General features: G+C 61.2%; 15 protein-coding genes and 1 tRNA gene. 12 read left to right on the top strand and 4 right to left on the bottom strand.

Annotated elements, in window-relative coordinates:
* Positions 1-186: 186 nt before the first annotated feature.
* Complete coding sequence (locus I4W07_RS07835; RefSeq protein WP_196026242.1) at positions 187-1,788, bottom strand: potassium/proton antiporter; 1,602 nt, start codon at positions 1,786-1,788, stop codon at positions 187-189.
* A gap of 253 nt (positions 1,789-2,041) precedes the next feature.
* Here I4W07_RS07835 and I4W07_RS07840 point away from each other — a divergent pair, with 253 nt between their 5' ends.
* Positions 2,042-2,881 carry a metallophosphoesterase family protein gene (locus I4W07_RS07840; protein WP_022095029.1) on the top strand — a complete coding sequence of 280 codons (840 nt, stop codon included), beginning with the start codon at positions 2,042-2,044 and terminating at the stop codon, positions 2,879-2,881.
* A 305-nt stretch (positions 2,882-3,186) separates the two neighbouring features.
* Here the strand turns inward: I4W07_RS07840 and I4W07_RS07845 are convergent, their stop codons facing one another.
* The gene (locus I4W07_RS07845) at positions 3,187-4,767 is read right to left on the bottom strand and encodes a lipopolysaccharide biosynthesis protein (protein WP_328291091.1); all 1,581 of its coding nucleotides are present in this window, start codon (positions 4,765-4,767) and stop codon (positions 3,187-3,189) included.
* 180 nt (positions 4,768-4,947) lie between these two features.
* On the opposite strand from I4W07_RS07845, the gene I4W07_RS07850 reads away from it, so the two are divergent.
* The 6 genes from I4W07_RS07850 (at position 4,948) to I4W07_RS07875 (ending at position 11,410) form a co-directional block, all read left to right on the top strand.
* On the top strand, positions 4,948-6,519 hold the full coding sequence (locus tag I4W07_RS07850; protein ID WP_196026244.1) for an L-lactate permease: 1,572 nt from the start codon (positions 4,948-4,950) through the stop codon (positions 6,517-6,519).
* A gap of 278 nt (positions 6,520-6,797) precedes the next feature.
* Positions 6,798-8,468 (top strand): phosphoenolpyruvate carboxykinase (ATP), encoded by a 1,671-nt coding sequence (gene pckA / locus I4W07_RS07855; protein WP_196026246.1) that lies wholly within the window; start codon positions 6,798-6,800, stop codon positions 8,466-8,468.
* A 227-nt stretch (positions 8,469-8,695) separates the two neighbouring features.
* The gene (locus I4W07_RS07860) at positions 8,696-9,415 is read left to right on the top strand and encodes a B3/B4 domain-containing protein (protein ID WP_196026248.1); all 720 of its coding nucleotides are present in this window, start codon (positions 8,696-8,698) and stop codon (positions 9,413-9,415) included.
* 170 nt (positions 9,416-9,585) lie between these two features.
* Positions 9,586-10,035, top strand: a complete 450-nt coding sequence (locus I4W07_RS07865; protein WP_117820503.1) for a MarR family winged helix-turn-helix transcriptional regulator — start codon at positions 9,586-9,588, stop codon at positions 10,033-10,035.
* A 119-nt stretch (positions 10,036-10,154) separates the two neighbouring features.
* Positions 10,155-11,009 carry a DegV family protein gene (locus tag I4W07_RS07870; protein WP_195239497.1) on the top strand — a complete coding sequence of 285 codons (855 nt, stop codon included), beginning with the start codon at positions 10,155-10,157 and terminating at the stop codon, positions 11,007-11,009.
* Positions 11,010-11,089: 80 nt separating this feature from the next.
* Positions 11,090-11,410, top strand: a complete 321-nt coding sequence (locus I4W07_RS07875; RefSeq protein WP_035137247.1) for an MGMT family protein — start codon at positions 11,090-11,092, stop codon at positions 11,408-11,410.
* 393 nt (positions 11,411-11,803) lie between these two features.
* On the opposite strand, the gene trpS is transcribed toward I4W07_RS07875, so the two are convergent.
* Positions 11,804-12,853 (bottom strand): tryptophan--tRNA ligase, encoded by a 1,050-nt coding sequence (trpS, locus tag I4W07_RS07880; protein WP_196026250.1) that lies wholly within the window; start codon positions 12,851-12,853, stop codon positions 11,804-11,806.
* Positions 12,854-13,012: 159 nt separating this feature from the next.
* Complete coding sequence (locus I4W07_RS07885; protein ID WP_195544746.1) at positions 13,013-14,212, bottom strand: MraY family glycosyltransferase; 1,200 nt, start codon at positions 14,210-14,212, stop codon at positions 13,013-13,015.
* Positions 14,213-14,737: 525 nt separating this feature from the next.
* On the opposite strand from I4W07_RS07885, the gene I4W07_RS07890 reads away from it, so the two are divergent.
* The 5 genes from I4W07_RS07890 (at position 14,738) to proB (ending at position 19,219) form a co-directional block, all read left to right on the top strand.
* A complete protein-coding gene (locus tag I4W07_RS07890) occupies positions 14,738-15,676 on the top strand; it encodes a radical SAM protein (RefSeq protein ID WP_196026252.1) in 939 nt (312 codons plus the stop codon).
* 150 nt (positions 15,677-15,826) lie between these two features.
* A tRNA-Ala gene (locus I4W07_RS07895) sits at positions 15,827-15,899 on the top strand.
* A 64-nt stretch (positions 15,900-15,963) separates the two neighbouring features.
* Positions 15,964-16,422 (top strand): hypothetical protein, encoded by a 459-nt coding sequence (locus I4W07_RS07900; RefSeq protein WP_195645291.1) that lies wholly within the window; start codon positions 15,964-15,966, stop codon positions 16,420-16,422.
* A gap of 84 nt (positions 16,423-16,506) precedes the next feature.
* On the top strand, positions 16,507-18,012 hold the full coding sequence (locus I4W07_RS07905; protein WP_196026254.1) for a nicotinate phosphoribosyltransferase: 1,506 nt from the start codon (positions 16,507-16,509) through the stop codon (positions 18,010-18,012).
* A gap of 79 nt (positions 18,013-18,091) precedes the next feature.
* Entirely contained in the window at positions 18,092-19,219 is a 1,128-nt protein-coding gene (gene proB / locus I4W07_RS07910) for a glutamate 5-kinase (RefSeq protein ID WP_035137237.1), read from the top strand.
* Positions 19,220-19,345: the final 126 nt, after the last annotated feature.

Genomic DNA, 19,345 nt, shown 5'->3' on the forward strand with positions numbered 1-19,345 from the left:
TTTAGCACAGTGGAGCGCCGGGCGCGACCGCATCACGGTAAAACTCGAGTGCGCCGCTATGATTTACAGGATGGTTACATGAGGGGGTGTTGCTTTACTCCTCATGCAAATCTAAATCTGCGAGCGAAGGCATGGGGTTCTCTAGGCGTTTGATCTCTTCGTTGCAAATTAGCTACCCCATGGCCACTACGACGCCAGCGTGGCGATGACGGCTTCGTCGCCGGCATATATGAGGGTGTTGCCGTCGGGAATGATCGTTTGGCCGTCGCGCTTGAGCATCACGACGATAAAGGGGTGCTTGCCCTGCGGCACGTCGCGCAGGCGCTGGCCGGCCAGGCGACCGTGGGATGTCACGGTGACCTCGCGTAGCGTAACCTCGGCACGCTCTTCAAACGTCGGCGCGGCCATCACCAGCAGGTCACCTTCATCGATGACGGTATCGCCGTTGGGCAGCACCGGGTGCGCCCCGTCGCGCAGCACCAGGACCACGAGCATGTCTGTGGCGCTGCCAATGTCCGCGAGCGAGCGTCCGGCAAACGGATGTCCAGCGCCCACCTTGAGCTTTACAAACGACATGCCGTCCTCGTCGCGGTAGTCGTTAAAGGTGCGGCGCACGTCGCCGGTCGCATCGATCATATCGAGCTTCTTCGCCACCGCCGGCAGCAGCGAGCCCTGCACCACAATGCTCGACACGGCAATCACAAACACCAGGTCAAACAGGTCGTGTCCGCCGGGAACGCCGGCCACCACGGCAAAGAGACTAAAGACGACCGAAGCTGCTCCGCGCAGGCCCGCCCAGCTTACGAGCGCGACCTGGCGGGGGTTCGTCCTAAACGGCGCCAGCAGCATGCCTACGGCGATGGGGCGGCTCACAAAGAGCATAAACGCCATGAGCGCCAGGCCCGGTAGCAGCATTTGCGGCAGGCGTGCGGGTGTAACGAGCAGGCCCAGCAAAAAGAAGATGGTCATCTCTGCCATCTCGGTGAGGGTGTCAAAGAAGTGCGCCATCTCGACTTTGCCGGTGATGTCGCTGGCACCCAGCACAATGCCGGCCAGGTATACAGCCAAAAAGCCGTTGCCGCCCAGATAGCTTGGTAGCGCGTAGGCAACGATCGCCACGGCGAACAAAAAGATGGTCTGCGCGCCCTCGGCCGTTGCGTGCGCGCGTTCAATCAGGCGGCCCGCCGCCCAGCCGATGGCGAGGCCCAGGCCCACGCCCAAGATAATCTGCTTGGCCAGCAGTGCGGGAATGTTGATGTCGCCGCCGGCCGCGAGTGTGGCGAGCACGGCGGTGAGCATATAGGCGACGGGATCGTTGGAGCCCGATTCGACCTCGAGCAGCGAGTCGGTGCCGCCCCTCAGCGACAGGCTGTGCTCACGCAGTACGCTAAAGACGCTCGCCGCGTCGGTGGATGCCACGACCGATCCCAGCAGCAGGCCGCCGATCCAGTCGAACCCCAGCGCGAAGTGGGCGAACACGCCGGTGATGCCGGCAGTGATGACGACGCCGAGCGTGCTCAGCAGCACCGCCGGCGCAGCGACGGGCTTGGCGCGGTCGATATTGGTGTTAAAGCCGCCGTAGAACATGATGAACAGCAGCGCCGTGCTGCAGACGGTTTCGGTAAGCGCGTAGTCGCTAAAATCGATGTGCGCCGGGCCGTTGACGCCCAACAGCATGCCCAGCGCGATAAAGATGAGCAGGGTGGGGAAGGGGAGTTTTTTGCCGACGGGTTTGATGGTCAGGCACAAAATGATGACGAGGCCGATAAAAAGAAGGATCTGGTTCATGGATGGTGTCCGCTCCTGGGTGGTTGGCGTGGCACGGTCAGTTGTCTGCGGTTATTTGTACCCAAAGATGGTGGGTTTATGGGGTTGGATTGCAGGCGTGCGCGATATCGTCATAGACGGCTGCCGTCTTTGCCTCTGCTCGGAAACCCTTTCCAGCTTTATTGCAACGGAGTACAATGGGTAACATTTAAGTTCAACTTGAAGTTTTAGTTGCGGCGCCGGGCTTCGGCCGCAATGCAAGGAGAGGCGTACCATGGCGATCTATGTGACATCTGATGCTCACGGGCACGTGCGTGCGCTTGACGAGGCCCTGTCTAAGATCTCGTTGACGTCCGACGACACGCTGTACGTGCTGGGCGACATGATCGATCGCGGGCCCGATCCGGTCGGCGTTATTAAGCTCGTGCGCTCGCTGCCCAACGCCCACGTGCTCAAGGGTAATCACGAGCAGATCATGCTCGATGCCATCATTGGTCAGGATCCGCTCGATGCCGAGACCTGGGATATCAACGGTGGCTGGACGACGCGCGAGCAGCTCAACGACATGGAATTTGAGGCATATGAGGAGCTCGTGCGATGGATGGCCGCGCTGCCGCTCTACGCGGTGGTCGAGACCGAGGAGCGCCCGTATCTGCTGGTACATGCCGGTATTGAGACCGAGGCGGCGCAGGCGTTTTTGCTTGAGCATGGCGTCGATTGTGCCGATGGCGTTGGAGCGGTGGGTGCCGATCGCGAGCTGCTGCAGCAGATGCTCGCAGTGCAGTCGTCCGATGACCTGCTGTGGATTCGTCATGGCTATTGGGATGCGTCGACCGGGCTGCTTTCTGCCGAGGGCAAGGGCCCGGTCGTGGTGAGCGGTCACACGCCCACGGTATCGCTTGGGCGCTATTGCGAGGTCGGTGGTCTGGCGGGGCTCGATGAGGAATCGGGACGCGGGCAGATCGTGCGCTTGGGCGGCGAGGACACTGCTGGTGTGCCCGATCGCATCGACATCGACTGCGCCGCCGCCACCGGCTCCGAGTTCGGCCGCGTGGGCATCCTGCGGCTCGATGATGGGGCTGAGTTCTACGCGAACATCAACCCGGGCGAATAATCGGTGCAAGGGGTAGCTAATATGGGAAGGGTTTTTTGACTACTTTTGCCCTTCTGCCCGCAAATTGATTTTTCAGGGACGGGGATTAAATAATCATTTGGCTGCCCGCTGGCTAAGTGAGTAGACTTTTTTGGAAATGCCGAGCACCCAACATATTTGCCTCAATAAAACCGCTGGTCACGGACTTGTGCTTTGTCGGTGTGGTCCGGGATTCGGTAAAAGTCTACTCACTTAGTTTTGCGTGTCCGCAACGAGACTCCAGCCGGGGTGATTCCACCGCAAATTAGCTTCTCCCATCGCCGCAATTAGGCGCCGTACGGATTCCGGTCCCTCTCTATGCGTTGGCGGATGTGGGCGTACTCGATAATCAACAGTACCAGCAGTAGGGCCATGATGGCCAGGTAGCTCACGACGGCGCCCATCAGGCCGAGCAGATTGATCAGAATCACCGGGAGCACCACGCTCACGGCAAAGCAGATCAGGTAGATCTTGGTGACGTCGCCGGCATGGCGCAGCACCGTGATGATGGCGTAGATAAAGTCGATGGCCGCGGTGACGCCGCCGGCGACGACCATCAGCAGCGCCAATGTGCGGTAGCGCTCAAAGTTGAGGCCGTACATATAGCTCATGAGGGGAATACCGGGACCTGCCATAAATGCGGCGCACACGCCGGTGATGACCACGATCAGCGCCATAACGGCAACAATAATCAGGTCAAAGCGACGACGCTTGCGAGGATTAGCCCAAATGCTCGACAAGCGCAGGAGCTGCGGTTTATAGACAAATCCAATGCTCAACAGAATAGCCTGAGCTGGAAAAAACAGGGCATTAAAGTACAGCTGGTATTTGTAGGCCAGTGTTCCTTCCATCACAAACTTGGGCATGCTCTCGATAAGATTGAACAGGAATAGCGCGCCAAAGAGTGGGGCGCACTGGACAAACAGGTGGCCGACCTCGCGCAGGCTTACGCGGCGCGATTTTTCGGTCTCGAGCAGGGCGAGCGGCGCGGTGACCAGCACGAGCGAGGCGATCGCGGCGATGCCCATGGCCATGGCCGCGATGGGCATGCTACGCGTGAAGAACAGCGCCACGCTGAAGACCGCGATGACGCCGACGGAGCGTAGCGTTTGACTCATTCCAGCCAAGTAGAGCTTGTCGGCCTGCTGCAGGCGGCCTTCGTACACGTCGGCGACGCCGTCGATGACCTTATACAGGTAGACGCCCAGGCCGATCGTCGCCATCTGCGCGTCATAGCCGCGGGCGCTGCTATACATGAGGCCGCAGCCTAGGGCGAGCGCTCCGCAGATCCAACGATTGAGCTGGTAGGAGGCGAAGGACGTCTTTTCGTCGATGTCCGAGACCTGGAAATTGCGCACGCCGTAGTTGCATGCGATCATGATGAGCGTGCCGGTGACAAAGGCGATGGAGAACTTGCCGGCTTCTTCGGCGCCCACGAGCTGTGTGGACACGATGGTGAGCAGCGGAAACGCCAAGCCCCACACGGCGGTGCCGAGAGCGTTCCAAAGGTAATCGCGGCGGGTGGCGTGCTCCTCGTATTCCGCTTCCTGCATGGAGAAGCCGCCGCCGTAGACGGCACCGAGCAGACGGTTCCACCAAGCGTTGACCATGCGGCGGACGGGGCCGGGCTTGCGATCGCGTTCGCGCCGGCGACGTGTGGCTTGGCTGCTATCGGGCCCGCCGGCGTTGCGCTGACTCAGCTCTTGGATGCGTGCGAGTTCCTCGGCAGTGTGCGAGGCAGGGAAGAGGCCGTTCTCGATGCGGCCGCCCTGGGCCTTCGCGGCGCCGTCTCTCGATGCAGCGGGGTTGGAGACGCCGTTGCGGCGGGCGATGGCGCGGCGAATGCTATCGAGGGGCGTGATGCTCAAAGCGGAGTCCTTTCTATTGCTGCGCTTTAGTATAGACGCGACGGTGTTCGTTCGTGTTTTTGAACGGATTGTTCAATAATTTCGGCGGGCGGCTGTAATTAGTCGGTAAACGTGCGGTATCCTGTTGAAGTTTTGTGACACCCCCGATGCCGCCCACGCGGTACCAAGGAGCTTCTACCTATGGACGTCGCCGCATTCTTACTGGCTCTTGTGCCGATTATTTGGCTGGTCGTGATGCTGCTGTGCTTTAAATGGCCAGCTTGGAAGGCCGCTATCGGATCGTTTGTCCTTTCGTGCTTGCTTGCCTTCGCATGGTGGCACCTGCCGGCAGCGCAGATCGCGACCGCCTCGCTCGAAGGTTTTTTGATGGCTCTGTGGCCCATCGTCCTGGTGATCATCGCCGCGGTGTTCACGTATAACCTGTGCGTTCGTACGGGCGCCATGGACGTGATCGGCAGCATGATCACCTCCATCAGCAGCGACCGCCGTCTGCTGGCGCTGCTCGTGGCTTGGTGCTTCGGTGGCTTTATGGAGGGCATGGCCGGCTTCGGTACCGCTGTCGCCATTCCCGCCGGCATGCTCGCGGGCCTGGGCTTTGAGGCCGTGCCTGCCGTGCTCATCTGCCTGCTGGCCAACGGCGTGCCCACGCCCTACGGCTCCATCGGCATCCCCACGGTGTCCGTTGCCGACCTGGTGGGTTTGGATTCCCTTCACCTAGCGACCGTTCAGCTGGTGCAGCTCGCACCGTTCTTTGTGGTGATGCCGCTATTTATTGTGCTGGTTGCGGGCCGTGTTGCCGATGACCAGGGCAATGCCGCGAGTGTGGGCGAGCGTCTGCACGGTGTTGCCGGCGTGGCGTTGCTCTCCGGCGTGTCGTTTGTCGGCGCGGCTCTGGTCGTTGCCATGTTTGTGGGCCCCGAGCTGGCCGTGGTCGTAGGATCCATCGTTTCGCTCGCGCTGACAGCTGCACTTGCCATGCGTGCCGAGAAGTCGGGGCATCTGGACGCACGCTTTCACATGAATATCGAGGCGGGGGAGAAGCTCACCGTTAAGTCGGCGCTTTCGGCCTGGTCGTGCTTCATCCTGATCTTTGTGTTGCTGCTGGGCACGTCTAATCTGATGCCCGCTGTACATGCTGCGCTCGCACCGTTTGCGAGCCATGTGCAGGTGTATTGCGGTGAGAATCCCGGTATGCTTACGTTTTCGTGGATCAACACGCCAGGCGTCTGGATTTTCCTGGCGGCGTTTGTCGGCGGTGCCATTCAGGGCGCTTCGCCGCGCATGATGGGCGAGGTGCTGGCCGCGACTGTGAAGCAGATGATGCCGACGGTTATCACCATGCTTTCGGTGCTGGGCTGCGCCAAGGTGATGGGCTATGCCGGCATGATTTCGTCGATCAGCGCATTTTGCATTGCGGTCGCCGGCGGTCTCTACCCGATTCTGGCTCCGTGGATCGGCGCAGTCGGTGCGTTCGTGACCGGCTCGGGCACGTCCTCGGGCATGCTGTTTGGTCCCATTCAGAGCCAGGCCGCCACTGCGCTGGGTGTGAGCGACTACTGGATGGTCGCATTGAACGCCCTGGGCGTCGCCGCTGGTAAGATGATCTCGCCGCAGACCCTCGCCATTGGTCTTGCCGCCGTGCACGTGCGCGGTAAGGATGCCGAACTCCTGGGCGCGGTGCTGCCCTACGCTGCCGGCATGCTGGTCCTGATGAGCGCCATAGCCATGCTCGGCCAAAACCTGCCGCTGTAGTCGGCACTTAGGGACGTTCCTTATGTGCCGGCACTTTGGGAACGTCCCTAAGTGCCGGCATCCGGGGGCGCTCCTTGAATGTTGCCTGTTCAAGAGTGTTCCCAATGACTAGGCGTTTAAAAACGTCCCCAATGACTAGGCCGCTTGCCTGCGATTTTTGACCGTTGGGCGGGCTTGCCGCCCTTGCCGCAAAAACGTTTTTGCATATCGGGTACAACGGGCTTTACGTGAGTAAAGTGCGCGTCGCGTCCACGTGTCGCGTTTTTAAAGGAGGCCCCATGCCTGGTGTTACCCCTGCAGAAGTTCTGTCCAACTTTGGTATTACGCTCGTTGAAGATCCCGCCGAGAATCAACCCCGTCTGCTGGTGGACCTGCCGGCGGCAGAGCTTGTCGAGCACGCTATTCGTCGCAAAGAGGGCCGTATGGCTTCTAATGGCGCGCTCGTGATCGAGACGGGGGAGCGCACTGGTCGTTCGCCCAACGATCGTTTTATCGTTGACACCCCCGATGTTCACGACAAGATCGCCTGGGGTGCGGTCAACCGCCCACTGTCCGTCGAGAGCTATGAGGCCATCAAGGCCGGCATCGTCGACTATCTCAACGAGCGCGACGTGTTCGTCACGCGCGGCATGGCGGGCGCTGACCGCAACCACACGCGTCGCCTGCTTGTTGCCTGCGAGCGTGCCAGCCAGGCACTCTTCATTAAGCAAATGCTCGCCCGTCCGCTCGCCCGCGAAATCGCGCGCACCGGCGAGCCCGACTTCTGCGTGCTCGCAGCGCCCGGTTACCAGTGCGATCCTGCCATCAAGGGCCTCAACTCCAGCGCCGCCGTGGTCATCAACTTCCAGGAACGCGTGATTCTGGTCGCCGGCACCGGCTACTCCGGCGAGATTAAAAAGTCGATCTTTAGCGTCATGAACTATCTGCTGCCCGTCGAGGATGACGTGCTGCCCATGCACTGCTCGGCCAGCATGGATCCCGTCACGCACGAGACTGCCGTGTTCTTTGGCCTGTCCGGCACGGGCAAGACCACGCTTTCTGCCAACCCCACGCGCCTGCTGATCGGCGACGACGAGCACGGCTGGTCCGACATGGGCATCTTCAACATCGAGGGTGGCTGCTACGCAAAATGCGAGGGCCTGGACGCCTTCCACGAGCCCGAGATCTTCAACGCCGTCCGTTTTGGCGCCATTTGCGAAAACGTGGTGCTCGACGAGAACCGCAAGCCCAACTACGACGACATCTCGATCACGCACAACACGCGCGTGGCCTATCCCGTGGAGCACATTCCTAACGCGTGGACTAAGGGCATGGGCACCACTCCGAGTGTCGTGCTGTTCCTGACTTGCGACGCTTTTGGCGTGCTGCCGCCCATCTCGCGCCTGACGGCCGACGCCGCCATGTACCACTTTGTGACGGGCTTTACGGCTAAGATTCCCGGCACCGAGGTCGGCGTCACCGAGCCCACGCCCACGTTCTCTTCGCTGTTCGGCGAGCCGTTTATGCCGCTCGACCCCATGGTTTACGCCAAGATGCTTGGCGAGCGCATTGCCGACGGCCGCACGCGCGTGTACCTGGTCAACACCGGCTGGATCGGCGGCGGCTACGGCGTGGGCCATCGCATCGAGCTTGCCTACACGCGCTCGCTGGTCGCGCGCGCCCTCGACGGCACCATCGAGGACAGCGAGTTCGTGCACGACGACATCTTTAACGTCGACATTCCCACGACGTGCCACGGCGTGCCCGATGGCATCCTGGTGCCGCGCCAATACTGGCAGAGCACCGCGCGCTATGACGAGGCCGCGGACAACCTGGCGGTGATGTTCGAGGAGAACTTCGAGAAGAAGTACTCGCACCTGCCCGAGTCCGTCAAAGCCGCCGGCCCGCACGCCCAGGTGTCCGCCGAGGCCCGTCATCACGGCCGCGGCCTGCTGGGACTCCGCCACTAGCTTCGCCGTGAGTCCATATCCACCACAAAGGGGACAGGCAACTTTGTGGTGGTTTTGCTCGTGTGGATGACTCGGGTTACAATACGCCTGACATATCGTCCCCTTCTCCGGATGGGGACAGCGCAAGCGTTCTTGTGACGGCACCGTAGGACTTTGAAGGTGGCCGTTGTAAGGGCGCTTTTTGTTTAGGCGCCCTCACTCGGGCGCGCACAATGAAGGGAGAGCGTATGAAGAGCTTTATTGCCGAGGATTCATTCTGGGAGCTGTTTCCGCAGGCAGCGGTCGGTGTTGTGGTCGTGGAGGGCATGAAGCCCACGGCTCAGATTCCTCAAGAGGACGTGGATGCGATTGCGGCGTTGCTCGACCGCGCCAATATCGATGCGGAGCGTCATCTGACCAGCGACACTATCAGCGAGAACGCACCGGTCAAGGCATGGCGCGAGGCCTATCGTCTGTTCAAGACCAAGAAAGGCGCGCGCTGCTCGATCGAGAACTTGCTCAAACGCGTGCTCAAAGGCAAGCCGGTGGGCCACATTACGCCCGCGGTGGATATTTACAATACGGTGTCGCTGACCTACGCGCTGCCCGTGGGAGGTGAGGATCTGCATGCGATCGAGGGAGACCTTCGCTTGAAGGTGACCGACGGTGGCGATGCGTTCTTGCCGCTTGGCGAGGAGGCGGACGATCCGACGCTGCCCGGCGAGCTCGCCTACATCGACGATGCGGGCGCTGTGTGCCGCTGCTGGAACTGGCGCGACGGCGTTCGCACGGCGCTGTCCGATAATTCGGCCGATGCGTTCCTGGCGATTGAGTGCGTGGAGTCCGAGCGGATGGGGGATTGCCAGGCTGCGATCGATCGCTTAGCCGAGCTGCTTGAGCGCTATCTGGGAGCGACGGTTGTCATTAAGACGCTTGTGACCCGCGACAATCCTTGCATGGAGCTGTAGCGGCGTCTAGAACCTATTGATGCCCCAAACCACCACAAAGGTGCCTGTCCTCTTTGTGGTGGTTTTTATGTTGATGGGTTAACAAATAGGGCGTGCAGGGCTGCCGGCCGTTAAGTACGGCTAAGATGTTTACCCGTTAGCATTATGCAAGCGAAAGGCGGTCGTCTCCCATGCAGCAGAGCGACGAGACACGTTTCGAGGACTTTGTCGGACTGATCAGCGGACTCTACAAGGAGATCCAGCGCATTAAGACGTCTGAGGGCGCAAGGCTGGGTCTCAAGGGCTCCGACGTTATGTGCCTGTACTATCTTGAGCGCAGCAAGGACGGCCTGACTGGCGCCGACCTGGCTCGCATGGCAGGCGTGACCCGCGCCGCCGTCTCGCGTACGCTGGCGCATCTGGAGGAGGGTGGCTACGTCGAGGTCGATGATTCGGGCGATGCCGCCGTTAAGTATCGTGCTCCGGTGCGCCTGACCGCTCTGGGCGGCGAGAGCATGAGCGAGGCGGACCGCATCATTCGCGAGGTGCTCGATACCACCGGTAAGGCTATGGGTGTGGAGCAGCGCGAGCAGATGTATGCGTCGCTGCGCACGATTCTCAACACCCTGCGCGAGATCTAAGGCCGCCAAGGCATTTGCTTCCAATTAACAACTGCATAGTCCCGTTTGAGTGCGTATGCCGTGCCGGGGCATTGCTGTCAAAATTCCCCGCGAGAGGTCCGCGAAAGAAAGGATTCGCTATGTCCATTCGTATTATTACCGATTCCGCGAGCGATATGTCGCCGGCTGAGCACCCCGCTCTGCGTGTTCTGCCGCTGTCCGTCACCTTTGGCACCGATGTGTACATGGATGGCGTCGACATCGATCACCAGCGCTTTTACGAGATGCTCGTGGAGCGCGATGAGCTGCCCAAGACCGGCCAGGTCAACCCGTACGCGTTTTCGCAGGCTATTGCCGAGGCGCGTGATGCCGGCGATGAGGCTGTGATTATTACCGTGGGCGCTAAGCTTTCGGGCACCAATCAGAGTGCCCGTACCGCACTTGCCGAGGCGCCGGGCGGCGACGTGTACGTGGTGGATAGCAACAACGTCACTCTGGGTGAGCGTGTCCTGGTCGAGTATGCCCTGCGCCTGGTGGACGAGGGCCGTAGTGCGGCCCAGATCGCGGCGGCCGTCGAGGCCGTCCGTGACCGCGTGGTCGTCATCGGCCTGCTCGAGACGCTGGAGTACCTGGTTCGCGGCGGTCGTCTATCTGCTGCGGCCGGCGCCGTGGGCACGCTGCTCAACGTGAAGCCCGTGGTGGCCGTCGAGGACGGCCTTATCGTGCAGTTGGGCAAGGCGCGCGGTTCCAAGAACGGCCGCAACCTGCTGAACCAAAAGGTCGAAAAGTCAGGCGGCATCGACTTTTCCATGCCGCTGGCGCTGGGCTATACGGGCCTTTCGGATGCGGTGCTCAAGAAGTATGTCGAGGACAGCGCGGCACTGTGGGCTGGCCACACCGAGGGCGAGTTGCCCGTTCACACCATCGGCGCCACCATCGGCACCCACGTAGGCCCCGGCGCCGTCGCCGTAGCCTTCTTCCAGCCCGCCAACTAACCGACCTGCCATAAACCACCACAAAGGGGACAGGCACCTTTGTGGTGGTTTATGCTTTTCCGGGTGGAAGGGAGCGAGCAATGGCGTCTGAGGGCTTTTTTGAACGGGTGTACGAGGTGGTCGAGCAGATCCCCGAGGGGATGGTCGCCACGTATGGCCAGGTGGCGCTGCTTGCCGGTCGTCCACGAAGTGCGCGGTACGTGGGGTATGCCCTGCATAGTAATCCGCGCCCCGGCGAGATTCCCTGTCACCGCGTGGTGTTTGCCGACGGGCACATATGCGAGGGCTTCGCTTTTGGCGGTCCCGATGCTCAACGTGAGCTTTTGCTAGGGGAAGGTGTGGCGTTTAAGGACGACATGCACGTCGACTTGGCCGCCTGTCGCTGGCCTGCCGGGCTCTAGCGGTTCTGCCGTGGCGAAAACCACCACAAAGGCGCCTGTCCCCTTTGTGGTGGTTTTACGCTGTAGGTTTACCAGAGCTAACTTATGGAGAAGGTGTGGTGGCGTACTTTGCCGTCAGAAAGTAAACCACGGTGAACTATATTGGTTTCAGCAACGGAGCAGGCAATAGGCGATGAAAAAGCCTGCCCTGTTGAGTTTGATTCGCATTCCTCCCCTCTGTGCGATTCAACGGTGTACTTCGGGAACAGGCCCGCTGGCAACTAGCTGCCGGCGGGCCTGTTCCTGTTTGTCGAGGGGGTGCGATGGACGGAGCCGAAGCGGTCCGGCTCCAAAAAAGGCGGACGCCGTAGCGCCCGCCCTAAAGCAATCGAAAACTCAAGCCAGCAAATCGGTCTAGTACACCATGCCCATGGCGTCCTGAACCTCTGCCAGGGTCTGCTCGGCGATCTCGTTGGCGCGACGGTTGCCCTCGTGCAGCACGTCCTTCACGTAATCCAGATCGTTCTCGTAGCGCTGGCGACGCTCGCGGATAGGTGCGAAGTACTCGTTGACGACCTCGGTCACGTACTTCTTGAGCTGGCCGGAGCCGCCCATGCCGATCTCCTCGGCAATCTCGACCTCGGAGCGACCGGTGCAGATGGCGGCTGTCGAAAGCAGCCCAGACACGCCGGGGCGGTTCTCGGGATCGAACGTGATCATGCGCTCAGAGTCGGTCTGGCTTTTCTTGATGCGCTTGGCCGTCTCCTCAGCGGTCATCGAGATGTTGATGGCGTTGCCGTAGCTCTTGCTCATCTTGCGACCGTCAAGGCCGGGCAGTAGCGGGGTCTCGGACAGCAGCGCGTCGACTTCGGGGAACACCTTGCCGTAACGGTTGTTAAAGCGGCGGGCGATGGTGCGGGTAAGCTCGATGTGCGGCAGCTGGTCGCGACCGACGGGTACCACGTTGCCCTTGCAGAACAGGATGTCGCAGGCTTGATGTACCGGGTAGGTGAGCAGAAGGCCGGTGAGCTCGTGGCCCGAGGCCTCCATCTCGGCCTTAACCGTGGGGTTGCGCGCCAGCTCGGCCTCGGAGACCAGCGACAGGAACGGCAGCATGAGCTGGTTGGCTGCGGGCACGGCGGAGTGCGCGTAGATCATGGTCTTGTCGGGGTCGATGCCGCAGGCAAGGTAGTCCATGACCATGTTGTACACGTTGTCCTGGATGTGCTCGGTGGTGTCGCGGTCGGTGATGACCTGGTAGTCGGCGATGAGTACGTTGGTCCTGGCGCCCATGTTCTGCAGCTCCACGCGGCCCTTGAGGGTGCCAAAGTAGTGACCCAGGTGCAGACGGCCGGTGGGGCGGTCGCCGGTAAGCATGGTGAACTTCTCGGGCGTCTTGGCCAGGCCCTCGCGAATGGCGTTGCTCTTTTGCAGCGCGACTTCGTAGCTGTTCTCGTTTGGCATGATTGCTCCTAACGTTCGTTCGCAGGTTTTGATGATAGCGTGTTTATTGAGAGGGGTGGGCGTGAGTGGGTGAGGGACTGCCAGGGGCCGGCTTTCAAGTCCGCCGCGGCGTTCGCGCGAACGGCTGCCAACGCCTTGGCACATCCTCGGCAGCTTGCCCTAGAGCTTGTGGTGGCGCTCTTCTTTGCGCTCCTCGGCTGCCTGCTCCTCCTGCTTAAAAGCGGGGTCGTCGGGGGTGACCAGCTCATCTTCGTGCGTGCGCTTGTTGTAATGGTGGCGCAGCACGGGTTCAAACAGGTGTAGGTGCTTGGCGAAGGCAGCCGAGCCAATGGCGAGCACGGTAAAAATGAGCACGCGCATGGGCACCTCGACCTGATTGATGGCGGCGGCGCCGGCCGAAAGCATGATGCACCAGGCATAGATGAGCAGCACGGCCTGTTTTTGGTTGTAGCCTTCTTGGATCAGGCGGTGGTGGATGTGGCCCTTGTCGGCCTGCCCGATGCTAATGTGGGCGCGCTTGCGGCGCACAATGGCGCTAAACGTGTCGATGATGGGCACGCCGGCAACGATGAGCGGGATGATAAGCGAGGTGAGTGCGGCGGTGCGGCTCACGTTGAGCAGCGAGATGGAGCCCAGTGCAAAGCCCAGAAGCAGCGACCCCGAGTCGCCCAAGAAGATGCTTGCGGGGTTGAAGTTGTAGCGCAAAAAGGCCAGACAGGCGCCAAAGAGGGCAATGGAGAGCGCGGCGGCGTCGATGCGGCCCGAGAGAACGGCCATCGAAAACATGGTGAACGACGCGATGCCGCAGATGCCCGTGGCCAAGCCGTCGAGGCCGTCGATGAGGTTAATGATGTTGGTGAATGCCACCAGATAGATTACGGTGATGGGGTAGGCGAGCCATCCGAGCATGATCTCGCCGGGGGCAAACGGGTTGACGATGACGCCGATTTTTAGGCCGCCGATACAGGCGATAAGCGCGGCGAGGACTTGTCCGGCCAGCTTTTGCTTGGGCGTGAGCTGGAAGACGTCGTCGATAGCGCCGGTCGCAAAGATGACGGTAAAGGAGAGCGCCAGCATGGGATAGCTAATGTGAAGGCGCGGGTGCGGCACCAGGACGGGTGGCCAGCCTAGGTACCAGGTGCCTAGGATTTGCACAATGCAGGCAACGACCAGGCCCAAAAACACCGCCGCTCCGCCCAAACGTGGGATGGGCTTGGTGTTGATGCGGCGCTTAGAAGGATAGTCGACGGCATCGAGCTTAATTGCCAAGCGCTTGACCAGGGGCACCGCGAGGAAGGTCGTGATAAAGGCCGCCGCTGCCACGCATAGGTACGGTATGTAGCTCGGGGATGAAGCCATGAATCTAAAAACCGCCAAGCGTCGAAGGAAAAGGTCAGAAGAACGCCATGCGCAAAGGGCATAGCCGAACCATAATACTCGACCAAGGTGGGTGCATGGAATTGCACGCAGCGATAATCACGCGCTTACCAGATATTGGGATGTTGTCGATGGCTTGTCGGGATGCCGGCGGGGATCCATATGGACTGTAATGGTGATTTTCGGCAAAAGAAAACCACCCCCCACGTTACAAAAATGAACCCACCTAAAACAGGTGGGTGCCCTCATCGACTGTTCCAGCGTCCTTAACAACGAAGGATACCTGTACTAGGTACGACTGTGTGGGCTCCCTAAATAAACGCGACGGTTCACCCAGTTGCTCCGCGGGGGGCGGAATACCTACATCATAAAGCGGCACTTTATCGATTCCAGTCTTGACATTACAAAAATCGTGTCGGACGATTACGGCGCCTTGGGCTCGAGCCGTCTGTGGGGTTGATCCCTTTACGTTTGAGCTGCTGAATCGTTGTTTTGGAGCATGGTTTTATGCCGACGTCGTTGACCGAACTTTTTTCGCCCGCCTGCCATTTGTGTCCGCGCCGTTGCGGTGCGGCGCGCGATGAGGGCGCGCACGGCGTCTGCGGTGCTAACGACACGCTCAAGGTGGCCCGCGCCGCGCTTCATATGTGGGAGGAGCCGCCTATCTCGGGCGAGGCCGGTTCGGGCACGATCTTCTTTAGCGGCTGCTCGCTCAAATGTATCTACTGCCAGAACCACGAGATCTCGACCGGCAATTTTGGCCTTGAGATTTCGCCTGAGCGCCTGGTCGAGATTATGCTGGAACTGCAGGACCAGGGTGCCAACAACATCAATTTGGTGACGGCGACGCACTATGCGCACCTGTTGCCTGCTGCGATTGCCGCGGCACGGGCGCGCGGACTGGTTATCCCAATCGTCTACAACACGAGTGGTTACGAGCGCGCGAGTGCCGTGGCGGCGCTGGGCGACCTGGCCGATGTGTGGCTCACCGACTTTAAATATGCCGATGCCGGGCTTGCGCAGTCGCTCTCCCATATAAAGGATTACCCGCGTGTGGCCGTGTCGGGTCTGGCCCAGATGGCGCGCGAGATCGAGCGCCGCGGGGGAGAGTTGGTGGACGAGGACGGGCTTATGAAGCGTGGCATGATCGTGCGTCACCTGGTGCTTCCGGGGCATGCAGACGATTCGTGTCGCGTGCTGGACCTGGTGTGGCAGACGGTGGGCGACGTGCCGATCTCGGTTATGAACCAGTACACGCCCAATGCGCTCATGCGCGAGCAGGGCGGCGACCTGGCACGCGCCGTGACGCGTGAGGAGTACGAGCAGGTGCTCGACCATGCCGACGACCTGGGTTTTACGACGATGTTCTGGCAAGAGGGCGGCGCGGTAGACGAGAGCTTCACCCCGGCCTTCGACACCACCGGTGTTCTTACCAGCGCAAAGTAGTGCGTTCGTCGATGATTTTTCTGGGACGGGGATAAAAAATCATCGAGAGGATCGCCTGTTCGAAAAGTTGCCAAAATAGCCGCGCCCCAAAAAGACTGGTTATTGGGCGTTGACAGTTGGCGAGCCGTAGGTAAAATATCGACTTGTCCTGGGGACGTAGCTCAGTTGGGAGAGCGCTGCCGTCGCATGGCAGAGGCCGAGGGTTCGACTCCCTTCGTCTCCACCCTTGGATTTGATAAGCCGCTGACATTGTGTCGGCGGCTTTTTTTAAAAGAAAGGGCTATACCATGGCCGAGCTTGAGTCCCAACCATTGTCCGACGAGGAGCGCGCTGAGTTGGAAGAGCTCCGCGCTGAGAAGGCCCGCCGCGAGGCTCGGGAAGAGGCCCGTCGCGAGCGTGAGGAGCTGGCTGCCCTGCGCGCCGAGCGTGCGAAGGCCGAGGAGGTCGCCTCGAACGCCGCATCCGAGCGCAAGCCCGCGCCCGCACCCAAGCCCGCTGCTGCGAAGCCTGCACCTGCCGCGCCCAAACCTCAGCCTAAAAAGGCCGCTCGTCCCAAGTCCGTCGAGCCCAAGCCGAGCCGTGACGAGATGACCTTTGCCCAGCGCATGGTTACCTCCAAGGAACCTACGGGCGAGAACGAGATCCCTGGCATGGCGCCGGCTCAAAAAATCATCATTGTCCTTGCCCTCATCGCGTTTGTCATCTTTATGGGCTACACGATCCTGACCAGCATGGGCCTGCTCTAACCTATTTGCATCGGGCGTTATGTCCGCATCCTCTGCTCTCGTCTAACCCTCAAATTCTGTACCACACATCCGAAAGGTCGCCCCATGGCTTTGACCGACATCTCGCATCCCACCGACATTGCAATGCTCACCGATCTGTACGAGCTCACTATGGCCCAGGGCCTGTGGGAGAGCGGCAAGGCCAATGAGCAGGGTTGTTTTACCGCGTTTTACCGCGACCATCCCTTTGGCAGCGCCTATGCCGTCATGTGCGGCACCGCCGAGCTGCCCGAGCTGGTCGAGAACCTGCGCTTTACGCCCGAGGATATCGACTACCTCGCATCGCTTGAGGCCCCGGCCGGCGGCGCGATGTTTAAGTCCGCATTCCTCGACTATCTGCGCGATTTTCGTGCGCATGTAAACATCGACGCCGTGCCCGAGGGCGAGCTCGTCTTTCCGCGCGAGCCCATGGTGCGCGTCACCGGCCCCGCGCTGGAGTGCCAGCTGCTCGAGACGGCGCTGCTCAACATCGTCGGGTTCCAGACGCTTGTCGCCACCAAGACGGCGCGCGTGGTGCTCGCCGCTGACGGTCGCCCCGTGGCGGAGTTTGGCCTGCGCCGTGCCCAGGGCCCCGATGGCGGCCTAGCTGTTGCGCGCGCGAGCTACGTTGCCGGCTGCTCCTCTACGTCCAATGTGCTCGCCGGCCGCCGCTACGGTATTCCCGTCTTTGGCACGCATGCGCACAGCTGGGTGATGAGCTTCGATTCCGAGCTCGAGGCCTTCCGCGCCTTTGCCAAGTCGAGCCCCAAGAACTGCACGCTGCTCATCGACACCTATGACGTGCGCGAGGGCTGCGCGCATGCCATTACGGTTGCCAAGGAGATGGAGGCGGTGGGCGAGCGCCTGTCGGCTATTCGCATCGACTCCGGCGACCTTGCCAAGCTCTCCAAGTATGTTCGCGGCCGTTTTGATGCCGAGGGCCTGCCCTATGTGGGTATCTCGGTGTCCAACGACCTGGACGAGTACACGATTCAGTCGCTGCTCGACCAGGGCGCGCCCATCGATAGCTTTGGCGTGGGTACTAAGCTCGCGACCTGCTACGACCAGCCGGCGCTGGGCGGCGTGTACAAGCTTTCCGCCCGCCGTGCGAGCGAGGCCGACCCGTGGACGCCGGTGGTCAAGCTCTCCGAGCAGCCCTATAAGCGCACGATCCCGGGCGTACAGCGCGTGCGCCGTTATTACGACGGCTTTGGCGGCCCGGTCTGCGACATGATCTACGACGAGGACCATCTGGCGGGGGAGGGCGCCGCGCGCGGCAATACCCTCGTGGCCGTGAATGATGCCGCCCTGGTGACCGACGTGTCCGAACTTGTGTATCGTGAGCTGTTGGTGCCGATCGTGCGCGACGGCAGTGCGGTGGCTCCGCGTGAGAGCATCCAGGACGCGCGCGAGCGCTGTGTTTGGGCGCTCGATCATCTGGATGCGGCTTTCAAGCGCTTCCTGTATCCGCAGACCTACGTGGTGGGTATGGAACAGGGCCTGGCCCAGGTGCGCGACGAGCTCGTGCGCAAGAATATGGCCGTGGCCTCGGCTTTCCCCTGGGCAAAATGATTCCTTGGGCGGTAGGGGCGAGTCACGCTCCCTTGGCCGCCAGCTCGGCCGTTCGCTGAACAGTTGATTGGTTTGACGTATGACGACTTCTTATAAAACGATGGTGGTAAAGATCGGTTCGTCCACGGTGGTGGGCGCCGATGGCAAGGTCAACCGCGCCTTTATCGGCGGACTTGCCGATCAAGCCGCAGCGCTGCGCAAGCTCGGCTGGCGTCTGGTCGTGGTGAGCTCGGGCGCTATTGCCTGTGGCTATCCCGTGTTGGGCTTCGACCGCAAGCCGGTCGGCGACCTTCCGAGCCTGCAGGCCTGCGCCTCGGCTGGTCAGTGCATCATCTCGTCGGCCTACGACGAGGAGTTCCATGCGCGCGACCTGCTCACCTCGCTCGTGCTGCTCACGCGTCACGACACGGCGCGTCGCACGTCCTACCTGCACGCGCGCGACGCCCTGCTGCGTCTGGTGGAGCTGGGCGTGGTGCCGGTCGTCAACGAGAACGACACCGTTACCGTCGACGAGATCAAGTTTGGCGACAACGACACACTGGCGGCGCTCGTGAGCTGCCTGGTATCTGCCGATCTGTGCGTGACGCTCTCGGACATCGATGGTCTCTATACTGCCAATCCGCATGAGGACCCCACGGCCGAGTTTGTTCCTGTCGTGCATAAGATCGATGCCAAGATTATTGCCTCGGCGGGCGATTCTTCCACATCGGTGGGCACGGGCGGCATGATTACCAAGATCCGCGCGAGTCGCATCCTGATGACGGCGGGCATTCAGAGCGTGATTTGCTCGGGCGAGGAGCCCGATGCGCTCGTGCGCCTCGCCCGCGGCGAGAGCGTGGGCACGCTGTTCGATCCGCCGGCGGAGCGTCTGGACATCGCGCCCCGCAAGCTGTGGATCGCGCTGGGCGACAAGGCACATGGGTCGGTGACGGTTGATGATGGTGCTGCGAAGGCGCTGGTTAGCCGTGGCTCTTCCTTGCTTGCGGTGGGTATTCGCGAGGTCGATGGCCAGTTTGCCGAGGGCGATGTGCTCGATGTGTGCGATCCGAGCGGTATGGTCGTCGCCCGCGGTATCGCCGAGGCCGATTCGGACGTGCTGGAACTTGCTGCCGGTCGCCGCCAGGACCAGATCGCCAGCAACCGCCTGCTCGCTAACCTGGCCGAGAAGCCGGCGATACACAGGGATAACTTGATCGTATTTGCATAAAGAAAGACAGCACTGCGGATCGTTTCCCGCAGCGCTGTCTTTCTCGTGCCGGCACTTGGGGACGTTCCTTTTAATATGAGCAGGACATTGTCAAGAGGCAAAATCGGGCCTGGCCCCAACGATATG

Source organism: Collinsella aerofaciens (genome assembly GCF_015670745.1).
Taxonomy (GTDB): Bacteria; Actinomycetota; Coriobacteriia; order Coriobacteriales; family Coriobacteriaceae; genus Collinsella; species Collinsella aerofaciens_T.